Origin of the sequence: Sulfitobacter sp. 1A10359 (assembly GCF_043558145.1) — a bacterium.
GTDB classification, from domain to species: Bacteria; Pseudomonadota; Alphaproteobacteria; order Rhodobacterales; family Rhodobacteraceae; genus Sulfitobacter; species Sulfitobacter faviae.
The window spans coordinates 187,518-213,486 of record NZ_JBIFGB010000004.1; the positions used below are offsets into that span (position 1 = coordinate 187,518).

Genomic DNA, 25,969 nt, shown 5'->3' on the forward strand with positions numbered 1-25,969 from the left:
GCTTTGCCCAGCCGCAGGCGCGGTCGAAACACGCGGCCAAAGGATGGCGCGCGCCCCTCTGCGCTGCGATCCGTCGCGGCATTTCGCCCGCCGCAACGATCTTGGCCATAGGCATAGCCGGTTCCGACGCCGGGGTATAGATACCCCGGTCGCCTGTCGCGAAGTTACGTTACGGCTAGTGATGTTTTACGGGAAGATCAAGATGTTGAGGGTTGGCGGGTGGGAGACCTCCCCCGCCGCCCCCTCCTGCGACCGCTGCAAACCGGCGGTCAGTCGGGGCTACAAACCGCCTTAGAAATCCCTTAGCTTTGGCCGCCCGTTGACCGAAACATTGTCGATATCCTCAAGCTTAAAGCCGCGTACCAAGGACGGTATCATCATGCAGACCAGCACAAAGATCGGCAGCCCCACCACGGTGATCACCTGCTGCAAGGCGGTCAGCCCAGTGTCGCCCGTCAACAGGATCAGCATCGCCGCCACCAGCCCTTCGGCAAGACCCCAAAAAACCCGCTGGCGCACGGGGCCGGGTTTGGCATGGCCGGTGCAAAGCATATCGACGACCAGTGAAGCGGAGTCCGACGAGGTGGCAAAGAAAATCGCGACGATGATGATCGCCACGCCTTGGACGAAGAGCGTGAAGGGGAAATGCTCAAGAAAGACGAAAAGCGCGAGGGGGATGCTCTCTGCCACCGCCCGGCTGATCTCGCCCGCCTGATCGCCCATCGCTTCCCGCGCCGCCGTGCCGATGCCGTCAAAGCCGATGGCCTGCCAACCGAAGATCGAGAACCAGATCAGCGTGAAGGCCGTCGGCGCAAGCAGAACGCCAAAGACAAATTCGCGAATGGTCCTGCCGCGCGAAATCCGCGCCACGAACAGCCCGATGAAGGGCGACCAGGTCACGGTCCACGCCCAGTAAAAGACGGTCCAATCCCCCTGCCAGCCCCAATCCCCGTTCGACGGGTTCCGATTGGCCAACATATCATTCCAAAAGGCCAGCCGCGGCAGGTTTTGCAGATAAAGCCCCGCGGTTTCGACAATGCCGCGCAAAAGAAACAGGGTCGATCCGGTCACCAGCACGAAGATCATCAGCAGAACTGCCATGCCGATGTTGATATTCGACAAGAGCTTCACCCCGCTGTCGAGCCCCGCCACGATCGAGCCGACGGCGACCATGGTCAGCACGGCGAGGATCATGATCTTCAAAAAGGTCGAAGCATCCCAGCCGAAAAGCTCGGACAGGCCCGCCGCGATCTGCGAAGAGCCGAGACCGAGGGACACCGCCACGCCGAAGATCGTGCCCAAGATGGCCACGATATCAATGGCTTTGCCCACCGGCCCGTGAATACCCTCACGCAGTAGGGGATAGAAAACCGAGCTGACGCGCACCGGCAGATCATAGCGGTTGATGAAATAGGCAAAGGCCAGACCCGGCAGCGTGAAAATCGCCCAAGTGTGCAGCCCAAGGTGATAGATCGCGATTGAAATCGCATCTTTCGCCGCCTGTTCCGAATAGGGTTCCACCCCCGGCAATGGCGGTTTCTGGAAATGGCTGATCGGTTCGGCCACGCCCCAGAACATGAGCACGGTGCCGATGCCCCCGGCGAAAAGCATGGTGAACCACGACAGGTTCGAATACTCCGGCTCAGAGCCTTTCGGCCCCAATCGGATATGGCCGTGGCGCGACGCGGCGGCCCAAATCAGAAAACCCAGCCAGACATTCACGCCAAGAATGAAGAACCAGCCAAGATTGGTCACGACCCAAGCCCGACCCACGGCGAAGATGTCTCCGATGGGTTCGGGCACCGCGATCAACAGCAGAACGAAAAGCGCGGCGAGCCCGGCTGAAATGAAAAAGATGACCGGGTCTGTTTTCAGGCCAAGACGCCGTGCGAGATTTTCCACCTATTTTTTCCTTTGTTGTTCGTTTCCTTGGTCGGCCCTGCGCCCCCTTTAGGGCATCACCGGAGCCTCGCCTTTCGATGACATGTCCGGCTCATCACGGCTGCGGATCTCCATATTCCCTCGCAGACGTGGCAGAGCTTGGGGATGCTCTTTTTGCAGCCAGTCGATCATCTTCTCGCGGATTTCACAGCGCAGATCCCATGCCTGTGGTGAGGTCCGTGCGCTGACAAGACCGCGCACGGCGATACTGTCTTTCTCGGTCTCAGAAACCTGAAGGTTGACCACCTGCCCGTCCCATAGGGGGGAGGCTTTGGCCAGTTCCTCAAGCTTCGCGCGCATTTCGCCAATCGGCACCGTGTAATCGAGATACCAAAACACCGTCCCGATGATCGACGCGCTTTCGCGGGTCCAATTCTGAAACGGCTTTTCGATAAAATAGGACAGCGGCACCACCATGCGCCGCCAATCCCACAGGCGCACGACGACATAGGTGGCGAAGATCTCTTCCACCCAGCCCCATTCGTCTTCGACGATCACCACATCTTCGAGCCTGATCGGCTGAGTGATGGCGATCTGAAGCCCCGCGATCAGATTGGTCAGCACCGGGCGGGCCGCCAGCCCAACCACCAGCCCCGCCGCCCCGGCCGAGGCGAAAAGCCCGGCCCCGTATTTCTGCACGCTTTCAAAGGTCAACAGCACCCCAGCGGCGGTGAAAATCCCCAAAATGATGGTGACGGTCCGGCGCAGCACCCGCGCTTGGGTCACGAACTTGCGGGCCGAAAGATTGTCTTCGACATCCAACCGATGCCGCCGCACGGCGCGTTCGGCGAAATGATTGGTCAGCAGGATCAGCGTCCAGCCCACGAGGATGATCAGCAAGACCAGAAACAGATGCGCCGCACCGTCCTGCCAGCCATAGAGCCGTACATTCGGCAGCACCCAAGCGAGCGCCGCGACCACGGCAGCAAGGCGCAGCGGTCTGCGGGCCCGGCGCAGCAAGGACCGCCCAGTGATGTTCTTTTCCGAGATTACGCGGTCGAGAATGCTGGATCCGATCCAATGCGCCGCCAGCCCCGCCGCGCAGGCCAGAAGCACGGCAAGCAAGGGGCTAACGAAATCGGGCGCGGCTTCAAGCTGCGTCGCAACACCTGTCGCTATGCGGTCCAGCGTCTCCATCGCTTAGGCCCACCAAACCACCATCGCCAGCGTGGCCACAACAAGCAGCCCGGCCCAGAGGGTGCGATCCTGCCACAGCGGTTTCTCCCATTGGGTAAAGATCTCCTTGGCCTCTTCCCCCTGCCAGACAAGGTCTTCGATATTCTCTTTTTCCTTCGGCGAGGTGGCGTAGGAAATACCGAAATGCAGGATGATCCCGATGGTCATCATGATCGAGGACATCACCGTATAGTGGATTTCCGGCAGCCCCATATAGGCCCAGTAATTCGTCACCTCTTTCAACACGAAAAGCGGAATGCCGATGATGAGGCCAAACATGATCGTCCAAAACGCGCCGTTGCCGTTCAACCGTTTGAACATCAGGCCGAGGATATAGACCACCACGATGGTCGGCACAATATAGGACAGCGAGGATTGGAAATAGCTGAACAGGCTTTCAAACCCGGCAATCATCGGGGCATAGATCGCACCAAAGACCATGACGCCCGCGGTGACCAGCTTGCCCATCCAGACCTGACGTTCTTCGCTCACGTTGAACATCGGCTCGGCAAAGTCCTTTACCACCAAGGTCGAGGCGGAGTTCAAGGCGGAGTCGAGCGAGGACATGATCGCCGCAATCAGCGCCGCCATGATCAGCCCGCGCACGCCAATCGGCATCAACTCAAACGCCAGCGTGGGGAAAGCAAGGTCAGGCGTTTCAAGATCGGGGTAGAGCTTGAGCGCAATCACCCCCGGCAGCACCATCAAAAAGATGTTCGGCAGTTTCAGGAAACCGGCGAAAATGGCCCCGATCTGCCCTTCCTTTAGGTCCTTTGCTCCCAATGTCCGCTGAACGACGAACTGGTTGATCGTCCAATAGTAAAAGCCGAGCAAGATAACGCCCAAAAGCCCCGTCCACGGCAGGAAATCATCGTCCGCGGGCAGGATCATATGGGTCATATCTTCGGGCGTGCCGGTGAACAGTTCCTCCCAGCCGCCGATCTCATCAAGGCCGATCCAGAACAGGGCCGCGGCCCCGATGATGAGCAAGATCGCCTGTACCGTGTCAGTGACAACCACCGCGGAAAGCCCGCCCAGAATGGTGTAGATGCCTGCGACCAAGGCCAGCACCGCGACGGCAGCCCAAAGGTTCAGGTAGCCGGTGACGTTGGAGATGACCAAGCCGCCCGCATAAAGCGCCCCGGCGGTGTCGATGAACATGATGGCAAGGATGGTGAAAAGCGAAAACGCCCGACGTGAGCGGACGTCATAGCGCTCTTCCAGAAATCCCGGCACGGTCGAGATCTTGGCCCGCAGGTAAGACGGCAGAATGAAGATCGCGAATAGGATCAAGACCAGCGCCGCAGTCCATTCGTAGTTGAAGATCACGACGCCATTCGCATAGGCCCCGCCCATTAGCCCCACAAAGCTGGAGCCGGACATGTTGGAGGCAAAAAGCGAGAAACCGATCAGATACCAAGGCAGCGACCGACCGGCGAGGAAATAATCCTCGGACCCGCCGGATTGTTTGCGCGAAACGTAAATGCCATGGGCGACGACACCGATAAAATAAGCCACCACAATCGCATAGTCGATCAGGTGTAGATCAAATTTCGCGCTCTCCATCATGCTCTCCTAAAATATTCTTTGCGCCTAATTCCGAGGTTGGCCCGCGCGGCCAGTGGCTCAGTTGTCCTCTTCCCAAGGCTCCATTTCCTGCAATTGCTTCTCGGTCGCCGAGACATAGGCCCGCAGATCGTCCCCGCCCAAACGGCGCAACTCGATCATATCCAGCGGCACAGCGACCTGCGTTTCGCCCAAGCCAAGGAAGCCGCCGATGTCGAGGATCACCATTTTGATCTGGCCATCTTCGCTAAAAGTGACCTGCGAAATTTCACCGATCCAATTGTCGTTCTGGCCAAAGACCGCGAGCCCGAGGAATTCTTCGGAATCCAGATCGCTCAATTTAACGATCTCGATCTTCTCACCGCCCTCACGCATATCGGCAGCGCGCAGGCGCACGTCGTCTTCGTTGTATTCAGGGGCGGCTTTCAGATCTTCTTTCTGGCCGGTATAGAGCAGAAAGAACTCGTTCTCTTCATCCGCGTCCGGCAGGAAACGCAGATCATCAAGGGACAACACCCGCGTCGCCCCTTTGCCCAGAAATCCGCCCGCATCGACGATGATGCCGCGCAGTGTTCCGTCGCGGGTGATGACCACTTCGGACACCTGCCCGGCCATGGTCCAGCCTTCCATCGGCTCTTTCAATTCTTCGAGGTCGATATCGGCCAGCGGCGCATCCTTGGCGGGCAGAAACATCTTGTGGCCATTCAGGCTCGACAGGGCGATCATCGTGTCTTGGGGAATGAATTGCGGTGTCTCAGTCTCGGATCGCAGTGCCGTCGCGGCGAGGCTGCCAATCAGCGTAATTGCTAGAAGCGGCGCATTTCTCATGACTATCTCCTGCTGAAAATTCGGGCGGGCGAGGCCGGTAGCATCATGGGGATAACGGTAACTTGATGAGATAGTTCCCTTGTTACGTGAATTTACAAGACCTGCACCGCCAGCGCGCCTGCGTAGATCACCAACAAGCCGATGCTCTCCCAACCGATCCCCTTGCGCTGGCGAAAGATCAGGCCAAGGATCAGAACCGCCGTCATCATCATCGCCACGGTGAGCCAGAACAGGTCATCCGCCGTGATCGCGTGATAGAGCGAGCCGTCCCGATACCCGATGTCCGACAGGGTCAGGAACAGCGTGTCGAACGTATTGCCGCCGATGATCCCGCCCACGGCCAATTGCAGCGCCCCGCGCCGCACTGCGACGAGGGTGGTGACAAGCTCGGGCAGAGAGGTGAGCACCGCCGTCATCGTGGCCCCCACCACGGTATCCGACAGGTCGAACCGGTCCGAGATTTCCGCCGCAATCCGCGCCACGGCGAAGCCGGAAAGACCCATGAGCACCAGCAAAATCAGAAAGGGCACGACCAATGCGCCCACGGGTTTCTCGGCCTCTTCGTCGTCCTCCGGCTCATCCGCGCGGGTGTCCGAGGTGGATACCGGATGCCACATCGGCTCTTCCCGCAGCCGGGCGGTGGCCCGCATGCCATAGGCGTAGAGCGCGAACAGCGCGACACTGGCGGGATGGACACCCCAGAACGCCACCTCCGGCGCGGTGAAGGCCATCAGCGGCACCGTCAGCAGAAGCAGCAGCAGCCCCGCTTGAAAGACATTCGCCAGATCAGCTGCCGCATGTTCGAGGTTGGCCCTACGGTAAATCATATCCGCTAAGGCCAGAAAGGCCGTCTGCGCCGCGATCCCCCCGATGCCGTTCGAAAAGGCCAATGAGGCCCGCCCGTCCAGCGCCGAGGTCAGTGAGACGACGGTGCCAGACATGGAAGTGGCCGCGCCGAGCAAAGCCGCGCCAACCAGCGCCTCCCCCCAGCCGGTCCGGTCCGCGATCTGGTCGCTGAGCCCCGTCATACGGTAGCCGGTCACGAGAATGATAAGCCCGGCGAGGCCGCCAAGAGCGAAGAGGATCGGGGTGGAAAGGCTTGCAAACATGCCCGGTCAACGCGCGAGGGGGCGATCCGTTCGCGAATTAGTGAAAAAGTTCACAAAGTTCCGGAACCCCACGGGAAGTTTACCGTTGTTGTGATGCAGACCTATTTTTTAAGCGGAGCCGCAATTTATGGCAAAGCTCTTTTCACGGCGAGCTATTTTAGCCCAAATCGCACTTGGTACAGGTGCCGCGACAGTCGGATTGCCGGTGCAACACGCCTTTGCCGCCCGCGATGACCGGCCTTGGGCGTTTTTCACGAATGACGAAGCGCGGTGGATGGCCGCCGTGGTCGATGTTTTCATTCCCCAAGACGAGTTTCCCTCGGCCTCGCAAGCCGGTGTGGTCGACTTTATCGATTACCAGATGGCCACGGCCTATGGCGCGGGGAAAGGGCTCTACCTTGAACCGCCTTTTCCCGATGGGGCTGTGGCGGAACAGGGATATCAGCTTGAATTCACACCGGCCCAACTCCTCCGCCAAGGAATAGAGCAGGCGCGCCAATTGGGGGATTTTGCCACGATGGATGCCACTGCCCGCGCCGATCATGTCGAAGAACTATCGAACCGGGATGATTTTATCGGCACGCTGATCGCGGAACTGTGGAAGCTGACCCGGCAGGGGTATTTCGCCGATCCGATCTATCTGGGTAATCACGATTACGCCGGCTGGCGCATGGTCGGGTTCCCGGGGGCGCATGCCTATTACACTGAGCGGGTGGACGAACACGAACGCTCGGTCACGCCGCCGCCGCGTGGCATTGCCCATGATCGTGGCGGCTCCCCCTATCCGCCCCGCGCGATTGGCGGAGGGTCTGACTGATGACACCCAGAACGCTTCCCAAAACGGATGTCTTGATTATCGGCGGTGGCTGGACCGGCCTGACTGCCGCCTACGAATTGGCCCATGCCGGACAGCGCTGCGTCGTGCTGGAGCGGGGCAAACAACGCCATACCGCCACATCCTTCGGCGCGCCCGAGGAGCATGACGAGCTTAAATACGCCCACCGTTACGAGCATATGGTCGACGTCAAGAAAGAGACGCTGACCTTTCGCAACAACCGTGACCAACGAGCGCTGCCGATGCGGCGGCTGGGGTCTTTCCTGCCCGGATCGGGCTTGGGCGGTGCAGGCATCCATTGGAACGGCCAGCTTTGGCGGCCCCTGCCCTCTGACCTTGAAATGCGCAGCCATTACGAAGAGCGCTACGGCAAGGATTTCATCGGCCCCGAGCTTAGCATTCAGGACTGGGGCGTCACCTATGATGAGCTTGAACCACATCTCGACTTTTTCGAACGGATTTGCGGAGCCGCCGGGCAAGCTGGCAACCTAAACGGCGACGCACTTGCCGGGGGGAACGTCTTTGAGGGGCCGCGCAGCGCGGATTACCCCAACCCGCCGATGCGCCAGCCCATCTCCAACACGCTCTTTGGCAAGGCGGCCGAGCGGATGGGGTTGAACCCCTTCCCCATGCCCTCGGCCAATGTGACCAAAGCCTATGTAAACCCCTATGGCGCGCAGCTGCACCCCTGCACCTATTGCGGCTTTTGCGAGCGTTTCGGCTGCGGCTACTATGCCAAGGCCGACCCGATCATCTGCGTCTATGACCGGATCAAGGACCACGAGAATTTCGAGATCCGCCTGAACGCACAGGTGTTGCGCATCGAGAAGAGCGAAGACGGCAAGACCGCCACCGGGGCGATCTATCTTGATGAGAACGGCGAAGAGGTCTTTCAGCCCGCCGACACGATCTGCATGAACGCCTATGCGCTGTGGAACGTGCATCTGATGCTCGTCTCCGGCCTTGGCAAACCCTATGACCCCGAGACCCGCACCGGCGTCGTTGGGCGCAACTACAGCTATCAAACCGTGGCCGGGGTCGATGCCTTCTTCGACGACAGTGTGAAAACCGACCCCTATATGGGCGCGGGCGCGCTCGGCGTGGTGATCGACGATTACAACGGCGACAATTTCGACCATAGCGATCTGGGCTTCGTCGGCGGCGGCTATATCGCCTGCAAACAATACCATGGCCGGCCCATCGGCTATCAGCCGGTGCCCGAAGGCACGCCGAAATGGGGCGCGGAGTGGAAACGCGCGGTGCGCGAGAACTACAATCATCACGCCGATCTTGTGGTGCATGGCTCTTCGGTCTCGACGCCCGAGAATTACCTCGACCTTGATCCGACATGGACCGATGCCTATGGCCGCCCGCTGCTGCGCATGACCTTCGATTTCCCCGAGAATGACCGCAAGATGTCAGACTATGTGATGCAGCGCGCGATGGAGGTCGCCCGCGAGATGGACAATGTGACTTCCGTCAGCGGCAGCAACAACGCGGCGATCGACAGCCACTATGACATCGTCCCCTATCAGACCACCCATAACGTCGGCGGCGCGGTGATCGGCACCGACCCCGAGACCAGCGTGGTCAACCGCTATGGCCAGATGTGGGACCATCACAACGTCTTTGTTTTCGGTGCCTGCCTGTTCCCGCAGAACCTTGGCTACAACCCCACCGGGCCGCTGATGGGCCTCGCCTATTGGACGCTTGAACACATGAAACGCGACTACCTGCCGAACCCCGGCCCCTTGATGGATGCCTAAGACAGATCGAAAGGACCGCCCCATGACATTCCGTACCGTTCTGACGACCTGTAGCGCGATCGCCGTTCTCGGCATTTCCGCCGGTTTCATCCGCGCCCAGAATTACGAGGCCGCCCCCGGCATCTCGGCGATGGAGCAACGTTTGCAAGACAACGTTCTGCGCTTCAACGCGACAGTGAACACCGAGGTCGACGACGATGTGCTGGAGCTGGGTCGGCTGGTCGCCATGGGCGGATCCGAGGCGGGCGACAGCGGCATGGCCTGCATCACCTGCCACGGCGGCGATGGCGCGGGCGACGGCTCGGGCGCCTTCCCACGGCTGGCCGGTCAGGCCGGGTGGTACACCTATAAGCAGCTCAAGGACTATGCCTCGGGCGACCGGCAGAACCGCGTCATGTCGGGCATCGCCAAGAAGTTGACCGAAGAAGAGATGGAGGCTGTTGCTGCCTATTACGCCACGATCGCGGCCCCCTATACCCCGCCCTTGGGCGATGTGGATGGCATGACATTGCAATGGGGCGGCCAGCTTGGCGCTGTCGGCTCGGCTGAGCGCGGCGTGCCCGCTTGTGTAAATTGTCACGGGCCAAGCGGCCTCGGCAACCCGCCCTCGGTGCCCTACCTTGCCGGGCAATATGCCAGCTACATGGCGCATCAATTGCAGATGTGGAAAGAGGGCAAGCGCGACAATGACGTGGACAACGTCATGTCCGCCATCGCCAAAAAGATGACCCAGAAAGATATCGAAGCCGTCAGCGCCTATTACAACCGTGTCCGCCCGACGCAGCCGCTGCCGCCCGAGACGTCACCGCTGTTGGAGCCTTCCACGGCGCCGACGCAGTGAGCTGAGGCATGCGCGTCTTCACCGTCATATCGGTTCTGCTGCTGACCGGCCTCGCGATGGTCTGGTCGGCCCTGCCGCCGCAAAGCAGCCTTGCCGCCGCTGTGTCAGGACCGATCCGAGAAGCCTCGCGGCAGGTGTCGGACTGGGCCCGGATCAACATTCGCCAAGGACTGGTGGAAAAGACCCCGGATTACGAAGCCGCCTCGCGCCGGTTTCTGGATGCCGACCCGCAGCGCGGGGTTGCCCTGATCCGGCTTCATGGCTGCGGCGCTTGCCACCGCGTGCCGGGGCTGCGCGATGCCCAAGGTACCGTTGGCCCTGATCTGCATGACTTCGCCCAACAATCCTATGTCGCGGGCGTTCTGCCGAACCGCCCCGGCGATCTGACCCGTTGGTTGATGAACCCACCCGCCCATAGCCCTGAGACCGCCATGCCGAACCTAGGCCTGAAACGTGACGAAGCGCGCGACATTGCCGCCTATCTTCTGGGATCGGAGGTGCGCGAATGAGCGAGACCGCACAGTCCACGCTTGGCGAATACGGCGTGCAATCCGCCCTCGCGCCAGAGGGGGTCGGTGCCACGGCGATCAACGGGCTGACCATCGGCATGACCGTGGCCTTTGGCGTGGTCTTCGTGTTGCTGCTGCTTTTCGTCTGGGGTGTCCTCGCTGGAAGGCTCGCCCCGCAAAAATGGTGGATTTGGGCAGGCGGCATCGCATTGCCGTTGGTCTCGGTGCTGATCCTGATGGGTTTCTCTACCGTCATCCTGCAACGCATCACCTCGGAAGACCCCGAAGCGCTGGTTATCGAAGTGACCGGCAAGCAGTTCTGGTGGGACGTGGTCTATGACCCCGAAGGCTGGGCCATGCGCGGTGCCAACGAGATCGTCATCCCCAAGGGCCGCCCTGTCACCTTTCGGCTGAAATCCAGCGACGTGATCCATTCCTTTTGGGTGCCAAAGCTCACCGGCAAGATGGACATGATCCCGGGGCGGGTGAACAGCCTGCCCGTCATGGCGACCGAGACGGGGCGCTTTCGCGGGCAATGTGCTGAGTTCTGCGGGCTGTCGCACCCCAAGATGGCCTTTGAGGTCGTCGTGATGGAGCCCGAAGACTTCGACGCTTGGATGCAACGCGGCAGTGGCGAGGCGCGAGACGCGGCCACCACGGAGTTGACCCGCGGGCGCGATGTCTTTGTCGAGGCGGGATGCCCCGCCTGCCATACCATCCGCGGCGTGGCTGAGACCGGAACGCTTGGGCCCGACCTGACCCGCGTGGGCGCGCGCGGCAGCCTTGGCGCGGGGATGTACCGCATGAACCAAGGCACGCTCGCGGGTTGGATCGCGGATCCGACCGCGATGAAACCGGGGGCCAAGATGCCTTCTTACAATCATCTGCCGGGGCCCGACCTGCGCGCGCTCTCGGCCTATCTGGCGAGCCTTAAATGACGGACCGTAAAGCATATGTCGTGGATCTGCCCGAGGATCAGACCTATTCCGGCAGCGCCAAGGGCGCGCCTGACAAGGGGTTCGAGCAGATTTGGGATTACCCGCCGGGCATCCGCTATCTGTCCTCGGTCAGCCACCGGGTGGTGGGCAAACGCTTCCTCGTCACTGGCTTCGTCTTTTTCCTGATCGCTGGTTTCCTCGCCCTGCTGGTGCGCACCCAACTCATCGTGCCGGACAACACCTTCCTCGATTCCGAGACCTACAATCAGGTCTTCACGATGCATGGCACGATCATGATGTTCCTCTTCGCGATCCCCATGCTTGAGGGGTTCGCGGTGCATCTCATCCCGCTCATGGTGGGCGCGCGCGACCTTGTGTTTCCGCGGCTCGGGGCCTTTGGCTATTACTGCTACCTGTTTGGCGGCATCATCGTGCTGTCGTCCTTCGTCTTCGACGCCGCCCCCGCGGGGGGCTGGTTCATGTATGTGCCGCTCTCGACCAGCGCCTATACGCAGGACCTCTCGGCGGATTTCTGGCTCATCGGCATCACTTTCGCCGAGATCGCCAGCGTGACCGCGGCGGTGGAGATCATCGCCGCGATCCTCTGCACCCGCGCGCCGGGGATGAGCCTCACCAAGATGCCGATCCTGATGTGGTATCTGCTGATCACCGCCTTCATGATCGCCGTGGGCTTCCCGCCGCTGATCATCGGCTCGATCCTTCTGGAGGCCGAGCGCCTTCTGGGCCTGCCCTTCTTCGACATCGCGCTTGGCGGCGATCCCCTGCTCTGGCAGCACCTGTTCTGGCTCTTTGGCCACCCCGAGGTCTACATCATCTTCCTGCCCGCCGCGGGCATGGTGGCGACGATGCTGCCGACCTTCGTGGGCAAGCCGCTTTTCGGCTACGGGTTTGCCGTGGCCGCGGTGGTGACGATGGGTTTCCTCAGCTTCGGCCTCTGGGCGCACCACATGTTCGCCACGGGCCTGCCGGTGATGTCGCTGACGCTGTTCTCGGCCGCCTCGACGATGGTGGCAATCCCGACGGGGGTGCAGATCTTCTGCTTCCTCGCCACGCTGGCGCAGGGAAAGCCGCGGATGGAGGTGCCGATGCTCTTCATCCTCGGCTTCCTGTTCATCTTCGTGTTGGGCGGCCTCACCGGCGTGATGGTGGCCGCGGTGCCCTTCAACCTGCAGGCCCATGACAGCTACTTCGTGGTGGCGCATCTGCACTACGTGCTGATCGGCGGCTTCGTCTTCCCGATGTTCGGCGCGCTCTACTACTGGATGCCGCATTTCACCGGGCGGATGATGTCGGACACGCTGGGCCGCTGGGTCTTTTGGCTGATGTTCATCGGCTTCAACGTAACCTTCTTCATGATGCATCTCACGGGCATGCGCGGCATGCCGCGGCGGATCGCCAGCTACCCCGAAGGGCTGGGCTGGGACCGGCTTAACATGCTGTCGTCGATCGGCTCCTACATTCTCGCCGCGGGCGTGGTGCTTTTTGTCTTCGACTTCTTTTGGCACCAGCGTCACGGGCTGCGCGCGCGGCGCAATCCTTGGGGCGCGGGCACGCTCGAATGGCTCTATCCGCCAATCCCGCCGGGGTTCAACTTCCACGCCATTCCCCCCGTCCGCTCGCGTGAGCCGCTTTGGGATCAGCCCGAGTTGCTGGACCGCCCGGCCCATAAGGTCGAAGGCGCGCTGCGCCCCACCACCGACCACCGGCGCGAGACTATGGGCAATGACCCAGTGACCGGCGCGCCGATGCAGATCGTGCGCCTGCCCCATCCAACATGGGTGCCGCTGATCACGGCCTTCGGGCTGGCGCTTGGCTTTGGCGCGACGCTGGCTTCGGCCTATTGGCTGGTGGCGGTCGGTTTCGCCATCGCGCTGGCGGGGATCACCGCGTGGATTTGGGAGCCGTCGGACAGCGGCGTGCTGCGCGACAGCGGCTTGGGCAAACTGCGCCTGCCGGTTAATATCGTCGATCCGCGCAGTCACCTGCATTTGGCGGTGGTGGGCACGATGCTGATCTCCGCCGCACTCTTCGCCTCCTTGCTCTTTGCCGGGCTTTACCTGTGGAACACCCAGCCCCATTGGGCCGAGACGACACCCGCCGCTGATCCGCTCATGGCGGGTCTGGCAGCCCTCGCCGCTCTGGGCCTGCTGCTGTTCAGTTGGGCCAGCCGCCGGGCGGCCTATGGGGCCAAGGTCAAATCGGTCATCGCCGTCGATCTGGGACTGGCCGTGGGCGCCATCGCCCTGGGCGCGCTGTTGTTCCTGTCGATCCAAGAGGTCGATCCCTATGGGTCGGCCTATGCCGCCGTGGGCTGGGCGCTTTTCGCCTTCGTCGCGGGATACCTTGCCGTGGTGCTCTACTGGTCGCTCATCAATGCGCTGCGCAAAGCCGTGGGCGCGGTCCAGCCGGGGCAGATGCTGCCCAACCTGCTCATCGCCACATTCGCCAAGGTGGTGGCCATCATGGGCGGGGTCACGGCGGCGGCCTATCTGCTGGCAGGAGGCGCGATATGAGAGGTCTGACCAAAGGCATCGCCAAACCGGCCCTGCTCTGGGCGCTGCATTTCACGCTGATCTACGCGCTGATCTCAGCCGCCTGCGCGCCGCGCGCACTGCTGGGGCAGGACCACCTGCTGATCATCGCCGTCGTGCTGACGCTTGCCATGGCGATGGTGCAAATCTTTTGGATGTGGCGGGGCGCACATAGCGGTCGGCGGTCGGACCTGAACCGGGATGAGACCGCCCTTCTGCGCGCGGGATGGTGGACCGGGCTGATCTCGCTCATCGCCACGCTGGCCAATCTAACCCCGGTGCTGATCCTGCCCGGCTGCCACGGATAGAGAGAGAGGAGACCCCTCATGCAACAGGACGCCTATACCCCATTCTGCGGCACACCGCCCCTCCCCGGAGAGCTTTTGACCCGCTGGACCCTCGACCCCTTTCTGCTGGTCGGGCTGGTGGCATTTGCGGCCCTGCTCTGGACGCGGGCCGAGCGGCGGGGCCAAGCGCTGAGCGGTGCGGCGCTGGTGGCCTTCTTGTTCATCTCACCGCTCTGCGCGGCCTCAATGGCGCTGTTCTCGGCCCGGGTGGGGCAACATATTCTGCTCACCCTCATCGCCGCACCGCTGATCGCGGCGGCACTGCCGAAAGTACGGCTGCCGCTCTGGCCCCTCGCCTTGGTCTTTGCCCTGCTGTTTTGGGGGTGGCACAGCCCGACGCCCTATGCGGCGACCTTGCAGTCCGACCTTGTCTATTGGGCGATGCATCTGTCGCTGACGGGCTGCGCGATTGCGCTTTTCATGGGGTTTCGCGGTGCCGGGGCGCAGGCGGCGGTGCCTGCGGTCTTTACCGCAGCACAGTTGACCGCTTTTGCGGTGACCCTCACCCTCGCCCCCACGGCGTGGCATGGCTGGCACGAGCTGACCGCCCTGCCCTATGGGCTTTCCGCCTTGGCTGACCAGCAACTGGCGGGCGCGTTGATGTGGGTCGCAGGCGGCGGGCTGTTCATGGTGCTGGTGGCGCTTCAAGTGCGGCAACTGCTGCGGCACGACAGCTTGGCCCAAAGCGCGGGCTGAGCGGGTTAGCCTGCCGCGAAGGCTTTGGTCAGGTCTTCCTGCCTGTCGCGCGGCAGAACCACGATCAGCACGTCGCCCGTTTGCATGGTGACATCCCGCCCCGGCAATTGCTCTTCCCCATCCCGGATCAGGGCCACAACGCGGCCTTGGCCCGGCAGGTCCAACCGCTCCCCGGCCAAACGCTCGGGCACGGTGACGCGGGTCAGCAGCAGATCATCCTGTAGCAGCGGCTCTTTCATTGCCTCGTCATCGCCGGTCAGCATATCCACGATGTCTTCGGCGACCTTGGCATGGGGGTTGATCACGTCGTCCAAGCCCAACTCGCAACAGACCCGCAGCAGCGCGTTCGAGGTGATCTGCGGGATCACGCGGCCATAGCCGATGGACCGACCAATGAGCGCCGCGAGGATGTTGATCTCGGAGGCATTGGTCACGGCGATGCACACGTCATCTTCGTCGCGGAACGCCTCGCGCAGCACATCGGGGTTGCTGCCGTCACCCTCTATCATGCCGCAGTCGATCCGCTCTGCCGCTTGTTCCAACAACTCGCGCGACTTGTCGATCAACACGACCTCGCGGTCGGTTTCGATCAACTCCTCCGCAATGGCGAGGCCAAAGCTCGACGCGCCGATGATGACGATACGCATGGGTAATCTCCTAACTCGGGCGGGTCCAACTGCGTGGCAGCAAAAGCGCCAGCACCGCGATGAATTCCAATCGGCCCAGCCACATGGCGAAGGCGACCGAGAGTTTCAGATCGCCGGGCATGTCCGCCCCCACCGCCCCGGTTGAGAGGCCCACGGTCGAAAGCGCTGAAATCGTGTCGAACAAGGCGGGCAACGGGGCATAGCCATGGGCCACGAAGTGAAACCACAAGAGCCCTGCAAAGCTGAAGTAGATGAGCACCAGCGCCAAAAGTGACACGACCGCTTCGGTCGACACGGGCCGGCCACTGTGGCGCAGGGGGGCGATGGCATGTTCCGTCAGCCGCACATGCTGCACCGCATGGACCACTGCCCCGATACAGACATGCAGACGGCTGAGCTTTAGCCCCCCCGCCGTCGATCCGGCATCGCCGCCCCAGAGCATCGCCAGCAACAGGATCAGCAAGGCAGGACCGGCATCATAGACCGGGCCCGTGGAAAACCCCGCCGTCGTCAGCCCCGAAATCAGGTTCAGCGCATGGGCGTAGAGGCTGAGCTCGCGATCTTGGGAGGTGGTCAGCACCGCGGCGAGGTAAATGACCAAGGCCACCGCAATCGCCACCAGCACCCGCTGGACCGAGCCGAGCTTCCAAGCCTCACGGTGCCGCCCCTGGCCGACAAAGACAAAGACCAGCAGCGATATCGCGCCCAAGACGCAGGACAGGATGACCATGCCCTGCCCCAGCGGAGAATAGCTGGCCAGACTGTCGGGGCGGGGCGAAAATCCTGCGGTCGAAATCGCGGCGAGGGTCAACACCAATGCCTCACGCCAATCGGGGATCACCAGCATGGTGAGCAGCACCATGACCAAGGTCAGCGCGCTATAGACAGTCAGAAGCTGCCGCGCCTGCTCTCGGGTCGATGAAATGCGATCCCCCTGCTGGATATCGACCCGCCCCAGACGCCGCGCCGGGCGGCCCCGCGGCAGCAGTAGGGCCAGCACCGCCGTAGCGATCACCAGACCGCCGCACCACTGCATCCAGCCGCGCAGGACATGGCCCGCGAAAGGCCAGCTTTCCGCCTCCTGCGCGACGGTAAGGCCGGTGGTGGTGATGCCGCTCACCGCCTCGAAAAACGCATCTATGGGGGGCATGCCAAGGGCAACGAAAGCGGGTGTGGTCAACAGCGCGGCGATGAGAAAGACCAAAGCCACGGTCATCATCGCCTCCATCCCGCGCAGATCATCGGGCAGCGGGCGCGACCGCACCGTGACATGCACCATGCCCGAGAGGACAACCGGCGCGAGCAAGACCAGCGCTAGCGGCAAGTCCCCCTCGGCCAAGGCCCAAGCACCGGGCGGCAGGCACAACGCGCCAAAGATCGGCGCGTGTTTGCCGAGGGTCAGCGCAATTACACGCGGCCGCGCGACGGTCATCACGGTCGAGGATCCCGACCGGAAGAAAGAGGCCGGGCGAATTGCCATCAGCTTGGGGCCATCTGTATCCGTAGTGGTGTAGCTTTATTCCGCATCAGGCGGCGTCTGTTGGTAGTATAGGGCAACCGCGCGGATTTCCTCATCGCTAAGCGATTTGGCGATGTCTTCCATGACGTTAAGCGGCCCATTCGCCCGGTCGCCGTTCTGCCAAGCCACCAGTTGATCGGCGATATACTGCGCCGATTGCCCCGCCAAACGCGGGATCGCCGCGCCGCTTGTGTCGCTGCCACCGTGACATTGGTTGCAGGCTGGCACGCTGTCACTGCCCGAGGCCGCAAGCGCGCCGCCCTGTTGCACCACATCCGGCGGGGCCCCGTGATCGAACTTGGACAGTTTCGGCGCGACGGAGGCGTAGTAATCCGCCACGGCCAAACGCTCTTCTTCGGTCAACTGCGTGGCGATGGGCACCATGATCGGGGAAAACCGTTCACCCGCCATGAAGGCCTGAAGCTGCGCTTCGATATAATCGGCAGGCAGCCCGGCCAGACCGGGCATTTCGCCCAAGCCTGCGCCTGCGTCATCCAGCCCGTGGCAGGCCATGCATTTCATGCCGACGCCGCCCTGCTGCGCGCCGCCCGAGGCGACGGTGCGGCCCAAAGCGGTATCCGGGGCACGTTCCACGCCGCCATCATCGGCGTCGTCGAAGAGCGGTGGCGGAGACTGCGCCGCGGCAGCACAGGCGACGAAGGTGGCAAAGGGAACAAGAATTGAAAGTCGCATGGTCTACCCCTCCTCCAGATCGGCGAACTCGGCCCGCATACGCTTGACCTCTTCGGCGGTGACATCGCCTTCGTAGTCATTGCCCAAGTTGGTTTGGATGTAGGACACGATGGCGGCGACCTGTTCATCATCCAGCCAATCGGCAAAGGCTGGCATGGCGCCATTGCCTTCAAGGATCAGGTTGACCGGATAGCGCTTGTGCCCCAGCCGTGGGTTGGCGGCCAAAGCGGGGTATTTCCCGGCGCCATATGCCCCCTCGCCCTCTGGCCCGTGACAGCCCGAACAGGCGCGGCGGTAAAGATCGGACCCCTCGCTATCGGTGAATTTCTCTGTGGTGGAGCCTAGATCACGCCGACCGGCATCGACCTGAGAATTGTCCTCCTGCGCAAGGCTCGGCGTGGCGAGCGCCATGAGCAGGGGAAAGATCAGATAACGCATGGTTCAACCCTCCTTCACCGCGCGGTCATGGACCTGTCGCACCGCATCCAGCGCAGAGAGCAGAGAGCCTTCCTGCCACCCCGGCAGATAGCTGATATGCTCCCCCGCGCAGACGAAACGGTTGTCCATGGTCGCGGCGATCTCATAATCGCGGCCCCGGTCATCCCAATCGGAGTAACAGCCCAGCATCCACGGCACCCGGTGCCAGCTCAGCACCACACCGCTGCTAAACTCATCGCGGTACTGCGGGTGGATCCGCGCGCCCTGCTCCAAGACGGTTTCCAGCCGCTCTTCGGGCGACATCGAGTTGAAGGCATAGGCATGGGGCCCATAGGCATAGCAGCCCAGCAGCACGCCCGGCCCATCGGAATGCATCTCAGCCGAAGGATAGCTGATCTCGGCAATCGGCAGGTCGGTCAGGGTGATGCCGCCGTAAATTTGCTCATCCCGTTCCCAAAAGCGGCGCTTCATCTCAAGTCCGGCTTTCACCGCCTCATGGTAATGCAGCGCCCGCATGACGCGGCGCATGTCGGCAGAGACATCGACATCAAGCTGGCTGAGCACGGTGAAGGGGATGGTGCAGATACAGTAATCCGCCGTTTCAACCCCGCCCTCGCCTTCGCCATCGGCGCTGGAATACTCCACCTCGACCCCGCTTTCGGTCTGCCGGATCCGGTCAACCTTGGCGTTATAGGTGATCGTATCCTCCACCTCACGGGCAAAGGCATGGGCGATCTCTTCCATGCCGCCCACGGGCTGGAACATCGGCGCATGGTGGCGGTAGGTCGTGTGGTTGCGCATCTTCTCCCAAAAGCGGGATTTCAGCAGGTCTTCCAAGGCAATCGGCTCAGAAGGTTCAGGCGCGGCGTTGTAAAGCCCCCCGCCCGGCGCGCCATTCTCAGGATAGCCGCGGTATTCAGCGGTATCGAGACTGGCCTCATAGCTGTAATCATTGTTCAGGATGCCAAAGGATTTCAGGGATTCCAAAAGGATCTCAGTGTCCTCTTTGGTCAGCGCGCTATCAAGCCGCCCTTTATCGACCGATTTGGCCAGCAATTCCGTGATCTGGCCCACGTAATCCGCCCAAGCATGGCCATAGCGAATTGGTCTGCCGTCGAATGCCGTTTGCGAATGGAGATAGGCGTTTTGGTTTTCCTGAACGAATACTTCCAGCGGCACGTTCAACCGGTGGCAATAGTCCAAGAGCGCCAGATGGTGATGCGGAATGCGCCACGGGCCGATGTTGATATATTGCCCTTTGGAGAATTCGACCTTTTGCTTATAGCCGCCCAATTCTTCGAATTCATCGCCGCCTTTGAGGGTCCAACAGCGGCCCCCGGCGCGCTTTTGATACTCTAGGATGCTGACTTCGTAGCCCGCGTTGCGCAGTTCCAGCGCGGCGCACATGCCCGCAAGACCCGCCCCCAGCACAACAACCTTGCGCCCCTGAGGCGCGCCGGAAAGTTCGATGGGGCCTTTGTAAGGGCTTTGCCGGGCATGCCCGAGGGAGGACATGGCGTGCAGCATGGTGGAGGAACCAGCGGCCAGACCGATCATTTTCAAAAGATCGCGCCGTGATGGGGGCCGGACGTTGGAGGGGTGGGACATAAAGACCGCTCCTATTTCAGGTAAATTTTTTGACCAATTAACGAAAGAACGCCCGCCGTTGGTCATTGTTCCAAGAAGGTCGGAAAAATCACGATCCGCCGCGCTTGAGTTTCATTGCATCAAGCAGGACATTGACCTGCGCGGCGTCCTGCGGCGGCACGAGGCCGGTCGCATCTTTGCCTTCCAAGGTGTCCAAAAAAGGCTCCACCCCCTCGCCCGCATCAAGCGGGGGAAGCTCTATGCTCTCGACCGGTTTCTGCTGGCCTCTGCGACCGAAATCCAGCACGCCCGCCCGCAACCGCGCCCAACCGGCCTCGCCCACGATGTCCAACTCAAGGCGCATTTCGCTATCCGTCCAGCCTGCCTCAACCACGCCGGTGGCGGGTGGGGTCGCGAAATGGATCAGGGCCGCGCCGTGGTCATCCACCGGCCAACCAAGCGCGTTGCCCGTGACCGCATGGCCCGAGGCGATGGGGCCGACGAGCCATTGCAAAAGGTCGATGACATGCACCGCCTCATCCACGAACCCGCCATAGCAGGCGCGCGCCGGGTCGGTCATCCAGCAATCGAGGTCGAGCCAATCGGCATAGCCGCCGTCATGGGAAAAGCGTCCGCGGGCCTCTAACACCCGGCCCAATGCGCCCCGCGCGATACTCTCGTGCAGCTGGTTGAGCGCAGCGGATTTGCGCAGGAAATACCCCGTCGCCAAGACCAAGCCCTTTTCGCAGGCCAAGTCAGCGCAGCGGCGCGCCGCTTCGGCGCTGCCCGCCATCGGCTTTTCGACAAAAACCGGCAGACCGGCGTTCAGAGCGGCGGTGATGTCCTCCTCATGAAACACCGTTTCGCTGCACACAATTGCGCCGCGCATATCCAATCGGGCAAGGTCAGACAAGGCCACCCCGCTGGCCTTGAACTGGCCACAAAGCGCCTCTTGGCGGGCCTCATCCCGGTCGAAAACATGCGAGACGCGCCAGCCGCGCTGTTCGATATGCGCCAGATGGTCGGACAGATGCACATGCGCCCCGCCGAGCAGAACCAAATTCTTGTCAGTTGTCATAACTGTTTCCCCCCGCATCAATCGCCCAACAGAAAACGTGACAGCGTGATCTGAACCGCGAAAACAGTGTCGCCGCCTTCGGTGTGGTTCACGTAGCTGAGCAATGACGCATCGAGCGGCGCGTTGCCCTCGTCGAGATCGTAGTTCACCCCGACCTCATAGCCCGTATAATCCAGAATATCGTCCCGCTCGACAAAGGCATAGGCATCAACGCGGTCGTTGAACGTATAGCCGCCTTCGAGCTTATAGACCCAATCGCCCCACTCCGGCTCGACCCCCAGATCGACGGTGGCCCGCCACTCTTCGCTCACGCTATAGTCGAATTTGCCATGCAACTCGCCGCGCACATCGCCCGTCTCATCGCGCAGAAAGCGGGTGTAATAGGCGTCATAGGCCAGTTTCTCCGTGAGATCGCCACGGTGGCCCAGCGTCAGTTCGAATTGCGCGTCATCCCTTGGGTCGTCCAGCGATAGAACGAGGGCATGGAAATAGGCCGGGCCATAGGCGACCTCCGCAAAAGCCTCGATCTCCGCGCTTTCGGCGGCACCGGGGCCATCGTTGAGACGGTAAAAGAATTTCGGCGTGACGCCCACCTCTAGGCTCCAATCCGAGGCGGAGGTGTTCCGCTCCATCTCTGGGGCTGTGGTGGTTGTCTGATCCACCGTTTGCGCCAAGGCCCCAGCGGGGGCCAGAAGGCATATGAGCGATAGGGTTTTGTGAAACTGTGGCATCCTTTTCTGCCTTTCTATGAAATCGGTCAATATTCGCGGGGTCTAATCTGCCCCTTCTGCGTGCGTGAGATGGCGCCCGGAAAATGCCCGGGCGATACGAAAAAGCAGCGCGATTTTCTCGCGCTGCTTTGCCGTTCACTTCTCTTGCTTCACCACCTTTTGCGGGTTCTTTGGGTCGAACTCCTCGGGGCGGTGCGCCGCGCCCTCGTGGTCGTCCTGCGCATTGTGGCGCTCACGATGGGGCGGGCGTTTCTCTTTGGCGTGATCTGGCTCGTTTGGCATGTCACTCTCCTTTTTTGCTATGCAGCGGCCTGCATGCCGGGTTTGAGGACCACTTTGGTCCAGTCGTTCTGATCGAAGCGGAAGTTGTGATAGCCCTTGGCGGCCTGCTCCAGCGGCAGGCGGTGGCTGATCATGAAGCGGGTGTCGATCTCGCCCTCGGCGATGCGGTGCAACAGCTCCTTGGTGTAGCGCTGCACATGGGTCTGGCCGGTGCGGATTTGCAGACCTTTCTCCATCATCGCGCCCAAGGGGAACTTGTCGAGGAAGCCGCCATAGACACCGGGCACCGAGACGCGACCGCCCTTGCGGCAGGCCATGATCGCTTCACGCAGCACATGGCCCCCATCGGCACCGACGCCGACCGCTTGTTTGACGTTGTCCATCATCGTATCGGGCGCGAAACCGTGGCTTTCCATGCCGACCGCATCAATCACCGCATCGGGGCCGTGACCGCCCGACATCTCCATCAGCGCCTCCAGCACATGGGTCTGGGTGTAGTCGATGACCTTCGCCCCCATCTGCCGCGCGAGGTTCAGCCGGTTCGGGTAGTGGTCGATCGCGATGACCTGCGCGGCCCCCATCTTGAGCGCGCTTTGCACGGCGAAAAGCCCCACCGGGCCGCAGCCCCAGACGGCGACGGTGTCGCCCTCTTCGATGTCGGCGTTTTCGGCGGCCATCCAGCCGGTCGGCAGGATATCCGACAGGAACAGCACATCGTCATCGTCGAACCCTTCGGGAATGACGATCGGCCCCACATCAGAGAAAGGCACCCGCACATATTCTGCCTGTCCGCCGGGATAGCCGCCGGTCAGATGAGAATAGCCAAACAACCCGCCGACCGCATGGCCGAATTGCTTTTCGGTCAAATCCTGTTTGTCCGCCGGGTTGGAGTTGTCGCAGGCCGAATACTGGGTCTTTTTACAGTGAAAGCAGGAGCCGCAGGAAATGGTGAAAGGCACCACCACCCGCTGGTCTTTCTTAAGGGTGCTCTTGGGGCCGGTCTCGACCACCCGGCCCATGAACTCATGGCCCAGAATATCGCCCGCCATGACGCCGGGGATCACGCCATCATAAAGGTGCAGGTCAGAGCCACAGATCGCGGTCGAGGTGACCTCGATAATGGCGTCGCGGGGGTTGACGATTTCCGGGTCGGGGACCGTATCGACCCGCACGTCGTGCTTGCCTTGCCATGTCAATGCGCGCATGTCTCTCTCCTCACTTGTCCGATTTGCGATTGGCGGAGGTGGCGATTTCGCCTGTCTCCATCAGCATTTTGAACCGCTTCAAATCCCGCCGCCCCTGAAGCGCGGGTTCGGCCTGAAACAGCTTGGCGATCCAGCGCCCCAGCTCCCCGGCGGGCGGGTTATAGGCGATGATCGCCTCCACCTCGGTGCCCCGGTCGCCCGGCGCGTCGCGGAACGAGACTTTGCCCTCGGTATCAATCTGCGAACTGTCGAGGGCGCGCCACGCGATCTCTTCCCCCGGTTTGTCACTGACCACCTCGGTCTCGACCCGCAGGTCTGTCCCCGCCGGGCCTGCGATCATCCAACGGAACTGACCCTTCGCGGCGTCGATCGGCTCGACCGCCTTCACGTTCTCCATGAACTCTGAGAGACTTGTGAAGTCGCGCCAGTGGCGGTAGAGTTCGTCACGCGGACGGTCGATCGTCACCGTGCGTCCGACAACGGCATAATCCCCGAAACGCGCCTGTTTCGCACTGCGCCCGGGCGCGGAATCTGCTGGCCGATGGCTCAGCCCGTCACGATCCCGCCGCGCGGCGTAGAGCGCATAGGCAGACGCCCCGGCAAGCGCACCGACGCCGAGCCCCCAGAACAGAGAGCTTTGCCGCTCTGTCAGCGCGTCCCGCGCGCCCTCAGCGGCGCTGCGTTGGTCGTAAGGATAAGATGTCATCAAGAAACCTCCTGTTGCTGAATATGGCAGACCGAGTGTTTCAACTGGAACGCGAGGGTCGCAGCAGGTGTTCCGAAGAAGTGGCTCCAAAGCGCGGCTCCGGCGGAAATCAACCGATCGCGCACGGGGGGCGCGCTGCCAGTAACAGGAACCTTTCGGGAAACCGCCCGTTGGTCCCCTGCGATCCGGCCCAAAGGAATAATGTAATGACGCCCCGCGAAACTACGCCCCATGGTGCCAAAGGCGTGGACAATTCAATTGTTTTGAAAATCTTGATCCCCCTCGCTGCCCTAAGCCTGCTCGCCGCTTGCGACGACCTGCGGTTCCCTCGGGATGTGGAAGACACCCTCGAAACCGTTCTCTCCGACCAGAAAATGACCGTGGCGGTATCCGAAAACCCACCATGGGTCGTGCTGGCAGACGGCCAGCCGCCGCAGGGGGTCGAAGCCGAACTGACCCGTGCCTTCGCCGAAACCTTGGGGGTGGCCATCGAGTGGAAACACCTCGGCGCCTTCGCAGCGTTGGAGGGGTTGGAGAAGGGCGACATCGACCTCGCCATCGGGGGTTTCACCCGCAAGGACGTGACCCCGGTAAAAGGTGCCGCGCCGAGTTACCCCTATTTCGAGGAGTCCTTTGTCATCGGCAGCCGGGGGCCAGACGCCCTGCCCCATGACATCGAAGGCCAACGCGTTTTCGTACCGCCCCACCTGCCCCTTGCCGCGCTGGTTGAAAAGGAAGGTGGCATTCCGGTGGATCAATGGGCGGAAGGTCTCAACCTCGCCGCCGTCCCCCATTGGCAACTTGATGAGAAAGACCTTACCGCCACCGAAACCACGCTACAGCGGGCGCAGCATGTCGTTGCCGTGCAGCAGGGCGAAAACGCTTGGCTGATGGAGATCGAAGGCTTTCTTCGAGATGAGGCCGGAACCATCGGGGCGCGTTTGCGCGCATCCGCCCCATGACCCGCTCCATCCGCACCATGCCCGAGGCGCAGAAGAAGGCGCTGCACCGCGCGCGCTGGCTTGAGGTCATCTGGATTGCGGTCTTGGGGTCGATCGTGGCGGCGATCTATTTTGCAGTGGGTAGCAGCCAAGCGATGAAAACCGCGTGGATCGAAGACCTGCTCAGCTTCGTGCCGCCCATTGCCTTTCTGGTTGGCTCGTGGATCGAAGGATGGAAGCCCAACCGCCGTTTCCCACTGGGCTATATCCGCGTCACATCAATCGCTTACCTGATCAGCGCCGTGTCGCTCGGCGGGGTCGGGATTTTTCTTATCGTCGACTCGTCCATCGCGCTCATCAAACAGGAGCACCCCACCATCGGCAGTGTCGAGCTTTTCGGCACCACCATTTGGTTCGGCTGGGTGATGATCGCGGCGCTGGCCTATAGCGTCGTGATGCCGGTCATTTTCGGCCACCTGAAAATGAAGCCCGCCAAGATGCTCCATGACAAGACGCTCTATGCCGATGCCATGATGAACAAGGCAGATTGGATGACAGGGCTTGCCGGGATCGTGGGCATCCTTGGGATCGGGATGGGCTGGTGGTGGGCCGATGCGGTCGCGGCCATCGTGATCGCCTTGGACGTGCTGCACGACGGTTTCAAACACACCGGCGCGGCAATCCGGGACCTCAGCGATGAGATGCCGCGCACGATAGAGGATAAAGAGTTCGACCCGCTGATCGAAGAGGTGCAAAATACTTTCAACGCGCTGCCATGGGTCGGCGAAAGCCGCCTGCGCCTGCGCGAAGAAGGGCGCTTTCTGACCGGCACGATCTATGTCGTGGCGCATGAAAACGGTGCTACGCCCGAGAGGGTCGAGGCGGCGGAGGCCGAACTGCTCGACCTGCATTGGCGCATTCACGACATCTCGATCATGCCACGGACTGAGATTGCAGAGTCGGTCACGATTGAAGGGGCGGATGACGGCACTCTGCCGCTGCGGTCCGGCGCCCGGCGGCGTCCGGTGGGGTGACCGG

25 protein-coding genes are annotated in these 25,969 nt (G+C 61.9%); 10 read left to right on the plus strand and 15 right to left on the minus strand.

Annotated elements, in window-relative coordinates; all coding sequences use genetic code 11:
- Positions 1-291: 291 nt before the first annotated feature.
- The 5 genes from ACGYK2_RS12150 to ACGYK2_RS12170 form a co-directional block, all read right to left on the minus strand.
- Positions 292-1,902, minus strand: coding sequence for a BCCT family transporter (locus tag ACGYK2_RS12150; RefSeq protein ID WP_271689223.1), 1,611 nt, complete (start codon positions 1,900-1,902; stop codon positions 292-294).
- Between the two features lie 48 nt (positions 1,903-1,950).
- Positions 1,951-3,078 (minus strand): mechanosensitive ion channel family protein, encoded by a 1,128-nt coding sequence (locus ACGYK2_RS12155; protein WP_271689222.1) that lies wholly within the window; start codon positions 3,076-3,078, stop codon positions 1,951-1,953.
- Between the two features lie 3 nt (positions 3,079-3,081).
- Positions 3,082-4,683, minus strand: a complete 1,602-nt coding sequence (locus ACGYK2_RS12160) for a sodium:solute symporter (protein WP_271689221.1) — start codon at positions 4,681-4,683, stop codon at positions 3,082-3,084.
- 60 nt (positions 4,684-4,743) lie between these two features.
- Positions 4,744-5,511 (minus strand): PRC-barrel domain-containing protein, encoded by a 768-nt coding sequence (locus ACGYK2_RS12165; protein ID WP_271689220.1) that lies wholly within the window; start codon positions 5,509-5,511, stop codon positions 4,744-4,746.
- Positions 5,512-5,603: 92 nt separating this feature from the next.
- A complete protein-coding gene (locus ACGYK2_RS12170) occupies positions 5,604-6,620 on the minus strand; it encodes a sodium:calcium antiporter (RefSeq protein ID WP_271689219.1) in 1,017 nt (338 codons plus the stop codon).
- A gap of 205 nt (positions 6,621-6,825) precedes the next feature.
- On the opposite strand from ACGYK2_RS12170, the gene ACGYK2_RS12175 reads away from it, so the two are divergent.
- Genes ACGYK2_RS12175 through ACGYK2_RS12210 form a run of 8 tightly spaced genes read left to right on the plus strand, consistent with a single transcriptional unit; the run spans position 6,826 to position 15,104 of the window.
- A complete protein-coding gene (locus ACGYK2_RS12175) occupies positions 6,826-7,437 on the plus strand; it encodes a gluconate 2-dehydrogenase subunit 3 family protein (protein WP_231886308.1) in 612 nt (203 codons plus the stop codon).
- A complete protein-coding gene (locus tag ACGYK2_RS12180; RefSeq protein ID WP_271689218.1) occupies positions 7,437-9,221 on the plus strand; it encodes a GMC family oxidoreductase in 1,785 nt (594 codons plus the stop codon). Before ACGYK2_RS12175 ends, ACGYK2_RS12180 begins: the two co-directional genes overlap by 1 nt.
- A gap of 22 nt (positions 9,222-9,243) precedes the next feature.
- Positions 9,244-10,062, plus strand: a complete 819-nt coding sequence (locus ACGYK2_RS12185; RefSeq protein WP_271689217.1) for a c-type cytochrome — start codon at positions 9,244-9,246, stop codon at positions 10,060-10,062.
- 8 nt (positions 10,063-10,070) lie between these two features.
- On the plus strand, positions 10,071-10,571 hold the full coding sequence (locus tag ACGYK2_RS12190; RefSeq protein WP_271689216.1) for a cytochrome c family protein: 501 nt from the start codon (positions 10,071-10,073) through the stop codon (positions 10,569-10,571).
- Entirely contained in the window at positions 10,568-11,509 is a 942-nt protein-coding gene (gene coxB / locus ACGYK2_RS12195) for a cytochrome c oxidase subunit II (protein ID WP_271689215.1), read from the plus strand. The genes ACGYK2_RS12190 and coxB overlap by 4 nt, the downstream gene beginning before the upstream one ends.
- On the plus strand, positions 11,506-14,043 hold the full coding sequence (gene ctaD, locus ACGYK2_RS12200) for a cytochrome c oxidase subunit I (RefSeq protein ID WP_271689214.1): 2,538 nt from the start codon (positions 11,506-11,508) through the stop codon (positions 14,041-14,043). The genes coxB and ctaD overlap by 4 nt, the downstream gene beginning before the upstream one ends.
- Positions 14,040-14,369, plus strand: a complete 330-nt coding sequence (locus ACGYK2_RS12205; protein ID WP_271689213.1) for a hypothetical protein — start codon at positions 14,040-14,042, stop codon at positions 14,367-14,369. The genes ctaD and ACGYK2_RS12205 overlap by 4 nt, the downstream gene beginning before the upstream one ends.
- Positions 14,370-14,387: 18 nt before the next feature.
- Positions 14,388-15,104 carry a cytochrome c oxidase assembly protein gene (locus tag ACGYK2_RS12210; RefSeq protein WP_271689212.1) on the plus strand — a complete coding sequence of 239 codons (717 nt, stop codon included), beginning with the start codon at positions 14,388-14,390 and terminating at the stop codon, positions 15,102-15,104.
- Between the two features lie 5 nt (positions 15,105-15,109).
- Here ACGYK2_RS12210 and ACGYK2_RS12215 read toward each other — a convergent pair whose 3' ends face one another.
- The 10 genes from ACGYK2_RS12215 to ACGYK2_RS12260 all read right to left on the minus strand — a co-directional run bounded on the left by ACGYK2_RS12215 (position 15,110) and on the right by ACGYK2_RS12260 (position 23,990).
- The gene (locus ACGYK2_RS12215; RefSeq protein WP_271689211.1) at positions 15,110-15,751 is read right to left on the minus strand and encodes a TrkA family potassium uptake protein; all 642 of its coding nucleotides are present in this window, start codon (positions 15,749-15,751) and stop codon (positions 15,110-15,112) included.
- 10 nt (positions 15,752-15,761) lie between these two features.
- Positions 15,762-17,231 carry a TrkH family potassium uptake protein gene (locus ACGYK2_RS12220; RefSeq protein ID WP_271689210.1) on the minus strand — a complete coding sequence of 490 codons (1,470 nt, stop codon included), beginning with the start codon at positions 17,229-17,231 and terminating at the stop codon, positions 15,762-15,764.
- Between the two features lie 36 nt (positions 17,232-17,267).
- Entirely contained in the window at positions 17,268-17,963 is a 696-nt protein-coding gene (locus ACGYK2_RS12225; RefSeq protein ID WP_271689209.1) for a c-type cytochrome, read from the minus strand.
- A 3-nt stretch (positions 17,964-17,966) separates the two neighbouring features.
- Complete coding sequence (locus tag ACGYK2_RS12230; protein WP_209217580.1) at positions 17,967-18,401, minus strand: cytochrome c; 435 nt, start codon at positions 18,399-18,401, stop codon at positions 17,967-17,969.
- Positions 18,402-18,404: 3 nt separating this feature from the next.
- A complete protein-coding gene (locus ACGYK2_RS12235) occupies positions 18,405-20,009 on the minus strand; it encodes a flavin monoamine oxidase family protein (protein ID WP_271689208.1) in 1,605 nt (534 codons plus the stop codon).
- A gap of 88 nt (positions 20,010-20,097) precedes the next feature.
- Positions 20,098-21,066 carry a Gfo/Idh/MocA family protein gene (locus tag ACGYK2_RS12240; protein WP_271689207.1) on the minus strand — a complete coding sequence of 323 codons (969 nt, stop codon included), beginning with the start codon at positions 21,064-21,066 and terminating at the stop codon, positions 20,098-20,100.
- A gap of 17 nt (positions 21,067-21,083) precedes the next feature.
- A complete protein-coding gene (locus ACGYK2_RS12245; RefSeq protein WP_271689206.1) occupies positions 21,084-21,728 on the minus strand; it encodes a hypothetical protein in 645 nt (214 codons plus the stop codon).
- Positions 21,729-21,932: 204 nt separating this feature from the next.
- On the minus strand, positions 21,933-22,079 hold the full coding sequence (locus tag ACGYK2_RS12250; RefSeq protein WP_156505615.1) for a hypothetical protein: 147 nt from the start codon (positions 22,077-22,079) through the stop codon (positions 21,933-21,935).
- A 17-nt stretch (positions 22,080-22,096) separates the two neighbouring features.
- Positions 22,097-23,284 carry a zinc-dependent alcohol dehydrogenase gene (locus tag ACGYK2_RS12255; RefSeq protein ID WP_271689205.1) on the minus strand — a complete coding sequence of 396 codons (1,188 nt, stop codon included), beginning with the start codon at positions 23,282-23,284 and terminating at the stop codon, positions 22,097-22,099.
- A 10-nt stretch (positions 23,285-23,294) separates the two neighbouring features.
- Positions 23,295-23,990 carry an SRPBCC family protein gene (locus ACGYK2_RS12260; RefSeq protein WP_271689204.1) on the minus strand — a complete coding sequence of 232 codons (696 nt, stop codon included), beginning with the start codon at positions 23,988-23,990 and terminating at the stop codon, positions 23,295-23,297.
- A gap of 206 nt (positions 23,991-24,196) precedes the next feature.
- Between ACGYK2_RS12260 and ACGYK2_RS12265 the strand changes: the two genes are divergently transcribed.
- The gene (locus ACGYK2_RS12265; RefSeq protein ID WP_271689203.1) at positions 24,197-24,952 is read left to right on the plus strand and encodes a transporter substrate-binding domain-containing protein; all 756 of its coding nucleotides are present in this window, start codon (positions 24,197-24,199) and stop codon (positions 24,950-24,952) included.
- Complete coding sequence (locus ACGYK2_RS12270; protein ID WP_271689202.1) at positions 24,949-25,965, plus strand: cation transporter; 1,017 nt, start codon at positions 24,949-24,951, stop codon at positions 25,963-25,965. Before ACGYK2_RS12265 ends, ACGYK2_RS12270 begins: the two co-directional genes overlap by 4 nt.
- Positions 25,966-25,969 lie beyond the last annotated feature (4 nt).